Raw genomic sequence first — 12,690 nt, forward strand, 5'->3', positions numbered from 1 at the left:
AATGTGACCCCCGGTGAGTCACTGTGGACTGTCCGACAGGGAGTACCGGCGACTTCGTCAGGCCCGGCACTCCCGGGTGAGCCGCTTCGGGATCTCGACGAAGCTGGAGCCCAGCCACCGTACCGGCGTGGACGACTTCGCCCCGGCGTCGATCCGCTCGGCGGCGTCACCGACCAACGCCTTGATCTCCGGGTCCTCGGCCCGGGCGGCCTGCCCGCGTACGTCGTCGGCCAGGTCCGCGAGGTCGACCTTGACCTGGTCGTTGATCTGCTCGGGGGTGAGCTGCCGGCGGGTGGCCGCCGCGGAGTCGGCGGCGATCTCCCTGCTCTTGTCGATGATCAGTTTGTCGACCGCGGCGCAGACGGCGGCGGTGTTCGCCGCGGTCACCCGCGACGGCGAGGCGGTGGCCGACGGCGCGGGCGCGGCGGTGACGCTGGGCGCGGCGGTCGGCGCGCCGGCCGGGGCGGCGCTCTCCTCCCCGGTGGACTGGCAGGCCGCGGCGAGCGCGGTCATCGTGACCAGTGCGGCGGCGCGGATCGCGGTGGTACCGGACATCGTTCTCCCGTACGTTTCGGCGGCCGGGCGACCGGCCGGATCGAGGCGGTACGACGCGGGGCGGCGGCCCGACCACGGCCCCGCGCAGCAGGCCGGGCCGGCAGGGACTGCCGGCCCGGCGACGCGTACGACAGCAGGTCAGCTCTTGAAGGCGTCCTTGATCTTCTCGCCGGCCTGCTTGAGGTTGGCGGCGGCCTGGTCGTTGCGGCCCTCGGCCTCGAGGCGCTCGTCGTCGGTGGCCCGGCCGACGCCCTCCTTCACCTTGCCGGCGGTGTTCTCGGTCGCGTTGTCGATCTTGTCGTCGATGCCCATGGGAACCTCCACTCAGCAGTTCTCTGACGAGGTGGAGGTACCCCGGCGGCCATCCGCTCAACCGCGCCGCGCTCACCGAGGGTGAACGGACGTGCCGCCGGCCCCGAGAACGGGACCGGCGGCACACGGATGGTCAGCCGACCGGGCGGAACCCGCGCAGCCGGAGGCTGTTGGCCACCACGAAGACCGACGAGAAGGCCATCGCCGCGCCCGCGATCATCGGGTTGAGCAGGCCGGCGGCGGCCAGCGGCAGGGCGGCCAGGTTGTAGGCGAAGGCCCAGAACAGGTTGCCCTTGATGATCGCGAGGGTCCGCCGGGAGAGCCGGATGGCGTCCACGGCGGCCATCAGGTCGCCCCGGACCAGGGTCAGGTCGGACGCCTCGATGGCCACGTCGGTGCCGGTGCCCATGGCCAGCCCCAGGTCGGCCCGGGCCAGCGCGGCGGCGTCGTTGATCCCGTCGCCGACCATGGCGACGGTCCGCCCCTCGCTCTGGAGCCGCTCGACCACGTCCACCTTGTCGGCCGGCAGCACCTCGGCGATCACCTCGTCGATGCCGACCTCGGCGGCCACCGCCTTCGCGACGGTGGCGTTGTCGCCGGTGAGCAGCACCGGAGTCAGCCCCAGCTCGCGCAGCCGGGCGACAGCCGCCCGGCTGGTCGGCTTCACCACGTCGGCCACCGCGAGGACGCCGCGGGCCCGCCCGTCCCAGCCGGCCAGGACCGCCGTCCGGCCGGCGGCCTCCGCCCCGGTCGCCGCCCGCACGACCTCCTCGGGTACGTCGAGACCGCGCTCGCGCAGCAGCCGGAGCCGCCCGACCACCAGCTCACGGCCGTCCACCGTGCCGGTCACGCCGAGGCCCTCGGCGTTGGCGAAGCCGGTGACCGCGGGCAGCGGGCCGGCCTCGGCGGCGCCGTCTGCGACGGCCCGGGCGATCGGGTGCTCCGAGGCCGCCTCCAGCGCGCCGGCCAGCCGGAGCAGTTCGGCGGCGTCCTCGCCGTCGGCGGGCAGCACCTCGACCAGGGTCATCTTCCCGGTGGTGACGGTGCCGGTCTTGTCCAGCACCACGGTGTCGACCTGGCGGGTGGACTCCAGCACCTCCGGCCCCTTGATCAGGATGCCGAGCTGGGCGCCGCGCCCGGTGCCGACCAGCAGCGCGGTCGGGGTGGCGAGCCCCAGCGCGCACGGGCAGGCGATGATCAGCACCGCCACCGCGGCGGTGAACGCGGCGGTCGTCCCGCCCCCGGTGCCGAGCCACCAGCCCAGCGTGCCGGCGGCCAGGGCGATCACGATCGGCACGAAGACCCCGGAGATCCGGTCGGCGAGCCGCTGCACGGCCGCCTTGCCGGTCTGCGCCTGCTCCACCAGCCGCGCCATCTGGGCGAGCTGGGTGTCGCCGCCGACCCGGGTGGCCCGCACGACCAGCCGGCCGCCGGCGTTGACGGTGGCGCCCACCACGGTGTCGCCCGGCCCCACCTCGACCGGCACGGACTCCCCGGTGAGCATGCTGGCGTCGACCGCCGAGGTGCCCTCCGCGACCACGCCGTCGGTGGCGATCTTCTCGCCGGGGCGGACCACGAACCGGTCGCCGACCACCAGTTGGTCCACCGGGATCCGGGTCTCCTGCCCGCCGCGCAGCACCGCGACGTCCTTGGCGCCCAGCTCCAGCAGGGCGCGCAGGGCGGCGCCGGCGGTCCGCTTGGACCGGGCCTCGAAGTAGCGGCCGGCGAGGATGAACACGGTCACCCCGGCGGCGGCCTCCAGGTAGATGTTGCCGGCCCCGTCGGTGCGGGTGATGTCCAGCCGGAACGGGTGGGTCATCCCGGGCATCCCGGCGTCGCCGAGGAACAGCGCCCAGAGCGACCAGCCGAACGCGGCCAGGGTGCCGAGCGAGACCAGGGTGTCCATGGTCGCCGCGCCGTGCCGCAGGTTGATCCAGGCGGCCCGGTGGAACGGCAGGCCGCCGTAGACCACGACCGGGGCGGCCAGGGTCAGCGACAGCCACTGCCAGTAGTCGAACTGCCAGGCCGGCACCATGGCCAGCACGATCACCGGCACGGTCAGCGCCACCGACACCCACAGCCGCGTACGCAGCCCGTGCAGCTCGTCCACCGGCTCGGCGGTCGCCCCGGCCCCCACCTGGCTGGGCGGCGGCGGGACGACGGCCGTGTAGCCGGTCTTCTCCACGGTGGCGATCAGGTCGTCCGGGGTGACCTCGTCGGCGTACCGGACGCTGGCCTTCTCGGTGGCGTAGTTGACGGTGGCCTCGACGCCGTCCATCCGGTTGAGCTTCTTCTCGATCCGGGCGGCGCAGGAGGCGCAGGTCATGCCGCCGATCGCGAGTTCGATCATGTTCGGCGCGACCGGCAGGGACTTCGCGGTCGATGTCATCGCGGCACCTCCTGTCAACTGTGCCCGTGACCCGGGGTGCCGTGGTCGGCGTCCGGGGTCGGTGCGGTCGTGGGGGCCGGCGCGGCGGGCGCCGGAGCGGCCTGGTCCCCGGCCACCACGGTGAACTCGGCGGTGTGCACCGCGTCGCCGTGCCGGAAGTCCAGGTAGAGACGGTACGTGCCGGCCGAGGGCACCTCGGCCGCGAAGGTGACGGCCGGCCCGGCCGGGGTCCGCCCGTCGCCGGGCGCGCCCTCCGGGTGCACGTGCAGGTACGCCAGGTCGCCCTGGCGCAGAGCCACCAGGTGCCCGTACGCCCCCAGGTAGGGCTGGAGGTCGGTGACCGGCCGCCCGTCCCTGCTGACGGTCAGGGTGAGCCGGCTGGTCCGGTCGGGCTGCGGGGCGCCGGTGAGGGTGACCGTGTAGCCGTCGACCGTGGCGCTGGTCGCCGGGGCCGGCAGCGGCCGGTCCGCCAGCGCGCCGGGGACGGTGACGTCGACCCCGAGGGTGAGCGGCTCCGCGCCGGTCGGGGTGAAGTCGGCGAACGCCCGCCACACGCCGGGACCGGCCAGTGGCGAGGCGACTCGCCAGGTGCCGTCGGCGCCCAGCTCCGGGTGGACGTGCCGGAAGCCGGAGAGGTCGCGGCGGGCGACGATCAGGTGCATGCGCTTGTCGTGGGCAACGTCGTAGCGGGTGACGGGCCGGCCGTCCGGGCCGGTGATCCGGAAGGCGAACTCGCCCGCCGGGGCGGTCACCGGCTGGAGGGTGTAGCCGCGCTCGGAGACGAGCAGCCCGCCGGGCAGGTGGGCGGTGGCGGTGGCCGCGTGACCCCCGTCACCGTGGTCGGTTCCGTCGGTGTCGTGGTCGGCTTCGGTGGCGTCGTGGCGGGTCTCGGCGGCCGGGGTGACGGGGCCGGCCAGGTGACCGACCCCGTACGCCGTGCCGAACACCGCCGCGAGGCCGAGGGCGAAGCCGCTCAGCTTCGTCGCCGTGTTCATCGTGGTACCTCGGTTTCTTCGGGTCCCCGGACCCGTCACGCCCCGACGAGGTCGTAACCGGCCTCGTCCACGGCGGCGCGGACGGTGTCCGTGTCCAACGGGCTCTCACTGGTGACGGTGACCCGGCCGGAGGCCAGGTCGACCTGGACGTCGGTGACGCCCGGCAGCGCGCTCACCTCGGTGCTGACCGAGTTGACGCAGTGCCCGCAGGTCATGCCCTGCACCTGGTACGTGGTGGTGACCATCGCGCATCTCCCTTCCCGCCGCCTCCGATCCTATACCCCCAGGGGGTAGGCGGAGGAGAGACGGCTGCCACTCTGGCTTACCGTTACCCGGTGGGGGTATCGGCCACGGCGAGAACCGTACCATACCCCCGAGGGGTACGCTATCCTTGACGTCATGACCGCACCGACGACCCCGACCCGGGGCTACACCGCCAGCAAGGACCAGCTGCTCGCGCGGCTCCGCCGTATCGAGGGCCAGGTCCGCGGCATCGAGAAGATGGTCGAGGACGACCGCTACTGCATCGACGTGCTGACCCAGATCTCCGCCATCCAGGCCGCGCTGGACAAGGTCGGCCTCGGCCTGCTGGACGGGCACGCCCGGCACTGCATGCACGAGGGCGCCGCCGAGGGCCGCGCCGACGAGATGGCCACCGAGATGATGGCCGCCGTCGGCCGCCTCATGAAGCGCGGCTGACCGGGCCGGGTGCCCCGCCGCGGGCGAGGCACCGGCGCCGTCGCCAGGCGCAGCCCGTACGGGCGGGGCGGCGGGACGGAGCAGGCCGCCGGCCGCCCGGGCGACGGCCCGTGACCCGTGTCCCGAGGCGTCTCCCGGCCCGTCTGGCTACCATTCCCGGGCGACGACCCGGCCGCGCCGACCCGCGGCGCGCCGGCCGGTCCGGTGAACCGACGGGCCCCGGTGACACGAATCCCGTTGCGAATCGTTGGGAGAGACGCCATGGGCGCCGACCACACCCGTCCCGCTCCGTCCGCCCCACCGGGGGTACGGCGGATCCTGGTCGCGACGGTGGTGCCGCTCTTCCTGATCACCGTGGTCGCCGCGCTGGTGCTGTGGCCCAGGCAGGACCGGGAACCGACGGACGCCCCGGCGCTGCCCCGCTACCACGGCACGGTGACCCGGGTGGTGACCGAGCCCTGCCCACCGACACCGGAGGCGCCGGAGGGGAGCCCGGGCGGTTCCGCCGGGCCGTGCGGGACGGTGACCGTCGCCGCCGAACAGGGCCCGGACGCCGGCCGGCAGGTCGAGACGCCGGTGCCCTCCGGCCCCGGCGCGCCCCGGGTCGAGGTCGGCGACGAGGTGATCCTGGTCGAACTGACCGACCCGGCCGACCCGGCGGTGAAGAGCTACAACATCGCCGAGCACCAGCGCGGCACGCCGCTGGTCTGGCTGGCGGCGCTCTTCGCCGTGGCGATCGTGGCGTTCGGCCGCTGGCGCGGGCTCGCCGCGCTGGGCGGGCTGGTGGCGAGCTTCGCCATCCTGCTCGGCTTCGTGCTGCCCGGGATCGGCGCCGGCCAGCCGCCACTGCTGGTGGCGATCGTGGGCGCCGCGCTGATCATGTTCGTGGTGCTCTACCTGACCCACGGGATCACCGCGCAGACCTCGGTGGCCGTGCTCGGCACGCTCGGCAGCCTGGTGCTCACCGGGGTGCTCGGCACCCTGGCCACGGCCGCCACCCACCTCACCGGCTTCGGCAGCGAGGACGCCACCACCCTGTCGATGTTCCAGGGCGACGTGGACCTGCACGGCCTGCTGCTGGCCGGCATCGTCATCGGCTCGCTGGGCGTGCTCGACGACGTCACGGTCACCCAGGCGGCCACGGTCACCGAGTTGGCCCACGCCAACCCCGCGCTGTCCCGCCGGCACCTCTACCGGGCGGCCACCCGGGTGGGCCGGGCGCACATCGCCTCCACGGTCAACACCATCGTGCTGGCGTACGCGGGCGCCTCGCTGCCGCTGCTGCTCCTGCTCGTCGCCGACTCCCGGCCGGTGAGCCAGATCCTCACCAGCGAGTTCCTGGCCCAGGAGATCGTCCGCAGCGCGGTGGCGACGCTCGGCCTGATCGCCGCCGTACCGCTGACCACCGGGCTGGCCGCGGTGGTCACCACGGCCGGGCGGCGCGGGACCACCGCGGACCCGGCGGATCCCCCCGCGCCGCCGCCGCCAACCGAGCGGGACGAGGCGCTGGAGGCGCTCGGCGGAGCGCCCGGGCCGCGCGCCGGCGGGTGGCCCGGCGGCGACAGGAACACGGAGGCCGCATGGTGACACTCCGCAGCGTGACGCCCGGTTCCAAACGCGATCCTGGTCACGCTGGGCGAGGACGAAATCTCGCTATTGGTCGGCTTCCGGACGTAGAACCCCGGCAGGACTCTCGGGTAACCTCGCTGCCGGTCACCGCCGAAGGCGCGCACCGGCGCCAGCGGTGCCGCCGCCCAATCGCCCGCGGGCGAACCGGGGAACCAGGTACATGGGGTGAATCCGCGCGAGCGGTAGGGGCCACTTCCGTCCCGAACCCGTCAGCTAACCCGGTCGGCGGCCGACGGAAGGGAACACTGTGACGGCACCCCTGCGGCGCTGGCTGACCCCCGTGGTGGCCGTTGTGGCCGCGCTCACCGTGCTGGTGGGGCCGACCCCGGCGACGGCCGCGCCGAGCACCCCCACCCCCTCGGGGCACTCCGAGGACGACGACGACCCCCTCATCACCGAGGCCATCGACACCGCCAACCGGGCCTACCTCCAGGCCAAGGCGAAGCTGGACAAGTCGCGCAAGCGCCAGCTCCAGCTCGCCCTCGAGGTGAAGGCGGCGCAGAGCGAACTCGACGCGCTCAGCCCGCAGGTGGCCCAGATGGCCGCGCAGTCCTACCGGACCGGTCGGATGGGCGCCATGGCCATGCTGCTGGACAGCAACACGCCCGACTCGTTCGTCCGGAGGGCGGCCGCCCTCGACGAGCTGAACCTGATGAACGCGCAGAAGCTCGCCGCCATCAACGCCGCGAAGAACCGCGCCGAGCAGGCCAAGATCGCGCTCGACGTCGAGGTGCGCGAGCAGGAGAAGCAGAAGAACGCGATGGCCCGCGAGAAGGCCGAGACGGAGAAGGCGCTGCAGCTGGTCGGTGGAATCGGCTTCACCGGCGGCCTGGTCTCGGCCACCTCGCCGGTCGCCCGCATCGGCCCCGGCCGGACCTCCGACGGCGACTGGAAGCCGGAGTCGTGCAGCGAGAACGACCCGACCACCTCGGGCTGCATCACGCCGCGCACGCTGCACGCGTACAAGGAGGTGAAGCGGGCCGGCTTCAACCGCTTCGTGGGCTGCTACCGCCCGGGCGGGCCGTGGGAGCATCCCAAGGGCCGGGCCTGTGACTGGTCGCTGCAGAACAGCGGCTTCTCCCCGTGGCGGACCAAGGACCAGCGGATGTACGGCAACAACGTCGCCGCCTTCCTCATCCGCAACGCCGACCGGCTGGGCATCTACTACGTGATCTGGAACCGGCAGATCTGGTTCCCGGCCACCGGCTGGAAGTCCTACAGCGGCCCTTCCAACCACACCGACCACGTGCACATGTCGCTGCTCTGACGACGTACGCCGAGAGGGGCCGGTCCGCGACGCGGGCCGGCCCCTCGACGTTCGGCGGGTCGGTCAGCCGGCGAGCGCCGGGTCGGCCGGCGTGGCCGGGGCGGGCACCGGCGTGACCGGCGCGGTGGCCGGGATCTGGGCCACGGTGCGCGCCTCGCCGGCGCTGAGCCGGTAGGACATGCCGACGATCGTGCACTTGCCGGCGGACACCTGCTCGGCGAGCACGGCGGACCGGGCCACCAGGGCCTCCACGGTCTGCGCGATGTGGATGTCGATGATGGCGTCGAGATCCTCGATGCCGTCCCGGCCGGCCCGGAGCAGGCTGGGCGCGACGGCGTCCACCACCGCGCCGAGGTGCCCGGACGGCGAGGTGCCGGTGCGGACCGCCTCCCGGGCGGCCTGGACCGCGCCGCACGAGTCGTGGCCGAGCACCACCACGAGCGGGGTGCCCAGCACGGTCACCGCGTACTCGACGCTGCCGAGCACCTCGGGGCCGGCGGTGTGACCGGCGGTGCGGACCACGAAGAGGTCACCGAGGCCGCGGTCAAAGATGATCTCGGCGGCGAGCCGGGAGTCGGAGCAGCCGACGATCACGGCGAACGGGTGCTGCCCGTCGGCGACCGCCGCCCGGTGTCCGGCGTCCTGATTGGGATGGCGCGGGACACCGGTGACGAACCGCTGGTTACCGGCGTGGAGCTCGGCGAGCGCCTGTTCGGGAGTGATCGGCGACATCCATCCTCACCTCGTCCTCGGGCGAAAACGACCTGGTCAGGCCGGCCGACGACGGAGGCGGCCTCGGGCACAACGGTCACACGCAGTCCAAGGCACGTCAAGATTTACGTGATACGCATTTCATACGTTGACCCGCCCCTTGACGGCGGCGCCGGCGCCCGCCCGCCCTGCACCCGCAGGGCCGGGCCAGGACCGACGGACGCGGGAAAGGGCCATACGATGACGACCATGGCGACGACACCACGCGAGAACGGGAGCGGCCGGAACTGGACCTTCCTCACCAACCACGGGCACGTGCTGCTCGCCATCGCTCGCAACCCCACGGCGCGGTTGCGGGACGTGGCCGACGAGGTGGGAGTGACCGAGCGGGCCGCCCAGGCGATCGTCGCCGACCTGGAGGCCGGTGGCTACCTCCATCGCACCCGGGTGGGCCGGCGCAACGAGTACACGATCAACCCGAGCGGGCACTTCCGGCACCCGGCCGAGGCCGACCAGCAGGTGGGCGCCCTGCTCGCCCTCTTCACCACCGACCCGGCCGCGGAGCCGGCGACCGAGGGCTGACCGCCTCCCCGCGGATGCCCGTCACCGCACGGACGGCGCGGCGACGGTAATCTCACCGCGTGCGCGACAGCTTGCGGCCGGACGGGACGACGGAGCGCGTCCGTACCGGGCACCGGATCCGATCCGTCCTCTTCGGAGCGACGGTGGCCACCCTGCTCGGCGGCGTGCTGGCGGTGCCGACGCCCGCCGCGGCGGCTCCGAAGTGCGACAGCCCAGCCGGCGGCCCCGCCCCGGCCGCGGCGCCCTGGGCGCTGAACCGGCTCGACCCGGCCGCGGCCTGGCGGGTCACCAAGGGCCAGGGCGTCACCGTCGCGGTCATCGACTCCGGCGTCTCGCCCGCCCACCCGCTGCTGCGCGGCCGGGTGCTGTCCGGTGAGGACTTCAACCAGCTCGCCAAGCTCCACGGCCAGTGCGACCTGGTCGGCCACGGCACCCTGATCGCCGGCATCATCGCGGGGCGCGAGGGCACGGGCGCGCCGTACACCGGGATCGCGCCGGAGGCCCGGATCCTGCCGGTCCGCGTGCTCGCCGACAACCAGCGGGCCTTCGACGAGTCCATCCCGGCCGAGATCGGTCGGGCCATCCGGTGGGCGGTCGACCACGACGCCGACGTGATCAACCTCTCGCTGGTCACCCTCGACGACCCGGCGCTCAAGGCGGCCGTCGACTACGCCCTCGGCAAGGGCGTGATCCTTGTGGCCGCCGCCGGCAACCGGCAGGAGAACCAGCAGGACCAGCCGGCGTACCCGGCCGCGTACCCGGGGGTCATCGCGGTGGCCGGGGTGGACGAGAACGGCGGGCACGTCGGCAGTTCGGTCACCGGCGACTATGTGGACATCGCCGCGCCCGGGCTGAACATCGTAGGCCCCGCCCCGCAGGGCGACGGCTACCGGGCCGAGCCGCAGGGCGGCACCAGCTTCGCCACCGCGTACGTCTCCGGTGCCGCCGCGCTGGTGCGGGCGGCGCACCCGGACATCACCCCGAAGGACGTCGCGTTCCGGCTCACCCGCACCGCCGACAACCCGCCCGACGGGCACAACGCACTGGTCGGCTACGGGGTGGTCAACCCCTACCGGGCGGTGACCAGCCTGCTGGGCACCCGCAGCGACGCGCCGCTGGGCGCGATGCCGGCGCCGGCGCCGCACACCGATCCGCTGGCCTGGCAGCGCACCGTGGCGATCTGGGCGGCCGCGATCGGCGCGGTGCTGGCGGGGGTCCTGCTGGCGCTGCGGCCGATCCTGGTCCGGGGCCGGCGGCGTGGCTGGCGCCCGGGCCGCCGGACCGCGCCGCAGGACGCCTGACCCGTGCCGGCGCAGGGAGCCGGGCCGGCGCCGCACCCGGCCCGGAAAAGCACCACGGCCCCGACCCCGGCGTGAGCCGGAGCGGAGCCGCAGCGGTTCGGTCGGGTCAGCCCCAGACCTTGGAGTTGCTCATCTCGGTGGTCATGTAGTTCTCGCGCGCGATGCCCACCGCTCCGCCGATCTCGTTCAGGACCTTGTTGATGTCCCGCACGGCGGCGTCCCACTGAGCCTGGTGCTGCTCGTAGGCGACGCGGTCCTGACCCTCCCACTCGAGCTTGGTCAGCATCGAGCGAAGCGTGTCCAGCTTCTCGTCGATGGTCCGCGAGATGGCCTGCATCTGCTGGTTGCTGCTCTCGAGGACAGCGTAGTCAACCTTGATGCTCATCGATTCCTCCTCTGCCTGTCTTCGCGGATCACGGGTTGAGAGCAGAGTGGAACTTGTCCAGCATCTGCTGCTGCTCTTCGTCGTTGACCTGGTGCGTCGTGCCGGACTTGTCAAGCAGGTCCGCGATGTTGTCCATCGCCGTGAGCAGCTTGTTCGTGTCCTCGTTCCAACGCAGCATCAGGTTCTGGAAACCCGTGGACGCCCCGCCCTTCCAGGCCATGGCCAGGTCGTCGACGACATTCCACAGCTTCTTCAGCTCACCGTCGACGTCGCTGCGCGTGGACCGCACGTCACTCGCGGCGGTGTGCAGAGTCGCTGCACTGACCTCGAACGCCATGCTTCACACCCTTCCGTCATCTCTGTGGCGGCGGATCCGCCGCGCCCCTCCCCCGCGGCAAGGCGTACACACCCCACCGACGGACACTTCAACCGAACCGTAGCGGACGACGTCCAATCCGCGCAGCCCTGCATCCCCATGGCGCACAACGCCGCCCGGCGTCAGACCGTACGACGTGGACAGTCGCGGGCGCCAGTGGCGGCTCAGGACGGCCGCCGGTACGACCTCACGTGCATCGCCGCGCCGAAGACCAGCACGACGACCAGCAGCGCCACGAACAGCCAGAGCACCGGCCTGTCGAGCGCACGGTCGAGCACCACCGGGATCAGCGCGGCGACCCCGGTGAGCAAGACCACCTCGCTGGCCCGCTTCGCCCACGTGGCGCGGGACAACTGGGCGACCAGCGCCAGCCCGATGAAGGCCGGCACGGTCACCAGGAAGTACACGAAGAGCACCAGCACCCCGGGACCCCTTCCCTCACTGGTAGAACTTGGAGTCCTGCACCCAGTCGATTTTGATGTCCTTGATGTCCGGGTCCTGGCCGGTGGCCGCCCAGCCCGGGCGGGAATCCGACACGAAGGCGAACCGGTCGTTGCCCTGGAAGCCGGCCATGACGGCCGAGAACACCGCGCTGATGTCGCCGAAGACCAGCGCCAGGATCGCCGCGCTCGCCACCATCCCGGCCACGCCGATGGCCTCCGCGATGGGCGCGGTCGGCGGGAACGCCTGGAGGGCCACCGACGCGATCACCGCGATCAGGATCGGGATGAGCGCGTCGACCAGCGCGTTCACCGCGTCGTTGAAGGCGTCCCGGGCGGAGGTGAGGGTGTCCTTGTTGGCGTTGAACGCCTCGGCCAGCGAGTTGATCTCAGCCCCGAGCTTGCGGAGGAAGAGGTCGAACGCGTCCCGGTCGTCGAAGTCCCACTCCGTGTCCGACGGCGGGACCTGCTCCAGCGCCGCGCCGAACTGGTCGCCGCCGAGCAGCCGCGCCGCGTCGCCCCACTCCTTGATGGACTTGTTGACCTCGTCGTTGTCGAACGTCTCCAGGTAGGCGATGGCGGCACCCAGCGCCCCGGCGAAGACCAGCCACATCCAGTTGGCCCGGGCCGCCGGCAGCAGGCCGCGCACCGGCGCCGTCGCGGCGGCGACCGTGTGCGTGCCGGTCACCGTGCCGGCCGCGTTGGCGATCAGGATCTCCGACATCAGCTGTTCCCCCCGTCGCGCACCGGGCCGGTCACTTGACCACCCAGGGCTGATCCGACTTCTCCCAGTTCTTGGCGGTCTGCTCCAGCTGTGCGGCCGCCCTGTGCAGGTGCTCGATGCCGGTCTTGACGTTGTTCAGGTGACCGTCCACAGAGGCGTTGTGCGCCTGCACGGTCGCCCCGCCGAAGATGGTCAGCGCGCCGTCCGGCAGCTTCACGCTCTCCAGCAGCGTCTGCACGTTGCGCAGGTACTGGATCGGGCCGTCCGGCGCGTCGAGCTTCTTGCTCGCCTTGCGGATCGCGTCGACGTCGACCTTGTTCGCCAC

At 73.1% G+C, this 12,690-nt stretch carries 16 protein-coding genes and 1 riboswitch; of the genes, 5 read left to right on the forward strand and 11 right to left on the reverse strand.

From position 1 onward, the window contains the following. Positions 1–57: 57 nt before the first annotated feature. From IEY96_RS02495 to IEY96_RS02515, 5 genes are all read right to left on the reverse strand, one after another. The gene (locus tag IEY96_RS02495; protein WP_189193157.1) at positions 58–555 is read right to left on the reverse strand and encodes a hypothetical protein; all 498 of its coding nucleotides are present in this window, start codon (positions 553–555) and stop codon (positions 58–60) included. A gap of 138 nt (positions 556–693) precedes the next feature. Then, positions 694–867 (reverse strand): CsbD family protein, encoded by a 174-nt coding sequence (locus IEY96_RS02500; protein ID WP_091260889.1) that lies wholly within the window; start codon positions 865–867, stop codon positions 694–696. Between the two features lie 133 nt (positions 868–1,000). Then, complete coding sequence (locus IEY96_RS02505) at positions 1,001–3,256, reverse strand: heavy metal translocating P-type ATPase (RefSeq protein WP_189193158.1); 2,256 nt, start codon at positions 3,254–3,256, stop codon at positions 1,001–1,003. A gap of 14 nt (positions 3,257–3,270) precedes the next feature. Further along, positions 3,271–4,251, reverse strand: coding sequence for a DUF8832 domain-containing protein (locus IEY96_RS02510; RefSeq protein WP_189193159.1), 981 nt, complete (start codon positions 4,249–4,251; stop codon positions 3,271–3,273). Between the two features lie 35 nt (positions 4,252–4,286). Then, positions 4,287–4,496, reverse strand: a complete 210-nt coding sequence (locus IEY96_RS02515; protein WP_091314797.1) for a heavy-metal-associated domain-containing protein — start codon at positions 4,494–4,496, stop codon at positions 4,287–4,289. Positions 4,497–4,650: 154 nt separating this feature from the next. Here IEY96_RS02515 and IEY96_RS02520 point away from each other — a divergent pair, with 154 nt between their 5' ends. From IEY96_RS02520 to IEY96_RS02530, 3 genes are all read left to right on the forward strand, one after another. After that, positions 4,651–4,950 carry a metal-sensitive transcriptional regulator gene (locus IEY96_RS02520; protein WP_046568942.1) on the forward strand — a complete coding sequence of 100 codons (300 nt, stop codon included), beginning with the start codon at positions 4,651–4,653 and terminating at the stop codon, positions 4,948–4,950. Positions 4,951–5,211: 261 nt separating this feature from the next. Beyond that, on the forward strand, positions 5,212–6,537 hold the full coding sequence (locus tag IEY96_RS02525) for a YibE/F family protein (RefSeq protein WP_189193160.1): 1,326 nt from the start codon (positions 5,212–5,214) through the stop codon (positions 6,535–6,537). A 154-nt stretch (positions 6,538–6,691) separates the two neighbouring features. Continuing rightward, a riboswitch (cyclic di-AMP (ydaO/yuaA leader) is annotated at positions 6,692–6,822 on the forward strand. A gap of 4 nt (positions 6,823–6,826) precedes the next feature. Then, positions 6,827–7,846, forward strand: a complete 1,020-nt coding sequence (locus IEY96_RS02530) for a coiled-coil domain-containing protein (protein ID WP_189193161.1) — start codon at positions 6,827–6,829, stop codon at positions 7,844–7,846. A 63-nt stretch (positions 7,847–7,909) separates the two neighbouring features. Here the strand turns inward: IEY96_RS02530 and IEY96_RS02535 are convergent, their stop codons facing one another. Then, positions 7,910–8,578 (reverse strand): carbonic anhydrase, encoded by a 669-nt coding sequence (locus IEY96_RS02535; protein WP_189193162.1) that lies wholly within the window; start codon positions 8,576–8,578, stop codon positions 7,910–7,912. Between the two features lie 219 nt (positions 8,579–8,797). Here IEY96_RS02535 and IEY96_RS02540 point away from each other — a divergent pair, with 219 nt between their 5' ends. Continuing rightward, positions 8,798–9,139, forward strand: coding sequence for a helix-turn-helix transcriptional regulator (locus tag IEY96_RS02540; protein WP_189193163.1), 342 nt, complete (start codon positions 8,798–8,800; stop codon positions 9,137–9,139). A 59-nt stretch (positions 9,140–9,198) separates the two neighbouring features. Next, positions 9,199–10,440 carry a type VII secretion-associated serine protease mycosin gene (gene mycP / locus IEY96_RS02545; protein WP_229791348.1) on the forward strand — a complete coding sequence of 414 codons (1,242 nt, stop codon included), beginning with the start codon at positions 9,199–9,201 and terminating at the stop codon, positions 10,438–10,440. Positions 10,441–10,546: 106 nt separating this feature from the next. On the opposite strand, the gene IEY96_RS02550 is transcribed toward mycP, so the two are convergent. The 5 genes from IEY96_RS02550 to IEY96_RS02570 all read right to left on the reverse strand — a co-directional run bounded on the left by IEY96_RS02550 (position 10,547) and on the right by IEY96_RS02570 (position 12,690). Then, positions 10,547–10,825 carry a WXG100 family type VII secretion target gene (locus tag IEY96_RS02550; RefSeq protein ID WP_046568947.1) on the reverse strand — a complete coding sequence of 93 codons (279 nt, stop codon included), beginning with the start codon at positions 10,823–10,825 and terminating at the stop codon, positions 10,547–10,549. 28 nt (positions 10,826–10,853) lie between these two features. Then, on the reverse strand, positions 10,854–11,162 hold the full coding sequence (locus IEY96_RS02555; protein WP_091314826.1) for a WXG100 family type VII secretion target: 309 nt from the start codon (positions 11,160–11,162) through the stop codon (positions 10,854–10,856). A 203-nt stretch (positions 11,163–11,365) separates the two neighbouring features. Next, the gene (locus IEY96_RS02560) at positions 11,366–11,623 is read right to left on the reverse strand and encodes a hypothetical protein (protein WP_189193164.1); all 258 of its coding nucleotides are present in this window, start codon (positions 11,621–11,623) and stop codon (positions 11,366–11,368) included. A 16-nt stretch (positions 11,624–11,639) separates the two neighbouring features. Beyond that, complete coding sequence (locus IEY96_RS02565; protein ID WP_189193165.1) at positions 11,640–12,365, reverse strand: hypothetical protein; 726 nt, start codon at positions 12,363–12,365, stop codon at positions 11,640–11,642. Positions 12,366–12,396: 31 nt separating this feature from the next. Beyond that, a complete protein-coding gene (locus IEY96_RS02570; protein ID WP_189193166.1) occupies positions 12,397–12,690 on the reverse strand; it encodes a hypothetical protein in 294 nt (97 codons plus the stop codon).

The organism is Micromonospora fulviviridis (assembly GCF_014648395.1).
GTDB classification, from domain to species: Bacteria; Actinomycetota; Actinomycetes; order Mycobacteriales; family Micromonosporaceae; genus Micromonospora; species Micromonospora fulviviridis.

What these genes read in the sequence shown, in the direction of transcription:
- IEY96_RS02505 (WP_189193158.1), bottom strand. Translation starts at nt 3,256, where the DNA reads ATGACATCGACCGCGAAGTCCCTGCCGGTCGCGCCGAACATGATCGAA.
- IEY96_RS02550 (WP_046568947.1), bottom strand. Translation starts at nt 10,825, where the DNA reads ATGAGCATCAAGGTTGACTACGCTGTCCTCGAGAGCAGCAACCAGCAG.
- IEY96_RS02565 (WP_189193165.1), bottom strand. Translation starts at nt 12,365, where the DNA reads ATGTCGGAGATCCTGATCGCCAACGCGGCCGGCACGGTGACCGGCACG.
- IEY96_RS02515 (WP_091314797.1), bottom strand. Translation starts at nt 4,496, where the DNA reads ATGGTCACCACCACGTACCAGGTGCAGGGCATGACCTGCGGGCACTGC.
- IEY96_RS02500 (WP_091260889.1), bottom strand. Translation starts at nt 867, where the DNA reads ATGGGCATCGACGACAAGATCGACAACGCGACCGAGAACACCGCCGGC.
- IEY96_RS02555 (WP_091314826.1), bottom strand. Translation starts at nt 11,162, where the DNA reads ATGGCGTTCGAGGTCAGTGCAGCGACTCTGCACACCGCCGCGAGTGAC.
- IEY96_RS02535 (WP_189193162.1), bottom strand. Translation starts at nt 8,578, where the DNA reads ATGTCGCCGATCACTCCCGAACAGGCGCTCGCCGAGCTCCACGCCGGT.
- IEY96_RS02495 (WP_189193157.1), bottom strand. Translation starts at nt 555, where the DNA reads ATGTCCGGTACCACCGCGATCCGCGCCGCCGCACTGGTCACGATGACC.
- IEY96_RS02540 (WP_189193163.1), top strand. Translation starts at nt 8,798, where the DNA reads ATGACGACCATGGCGACGACACCACGCGAGAACGGGAGCGGCCGGAAC.
- IEY96_RS02525 (WP_189193160.1), top strand. Translation starts at nt 5,212, where the DNA reads ATGGGCGCCGACCACACCCGTCCCGCTCCGTCCGCCCCACCGGGGGTA.
- IEY96_RS02520 (WP_046568942.1), top strand. Translation starts at nt 4,651, where the DNA reads ATGACCGCACCGACGACCCCGACCCGGGGCTACACCGCCAGCAAGGAC.
- IEY96_RS02510 (WP_189193159.1), bottom strand. Translation starts at nt 4,251, where the DNA reads ATGAACACGGCGACGAAGCTGAGCGGCTTCGCCCTCGGCCTCGCGGCG.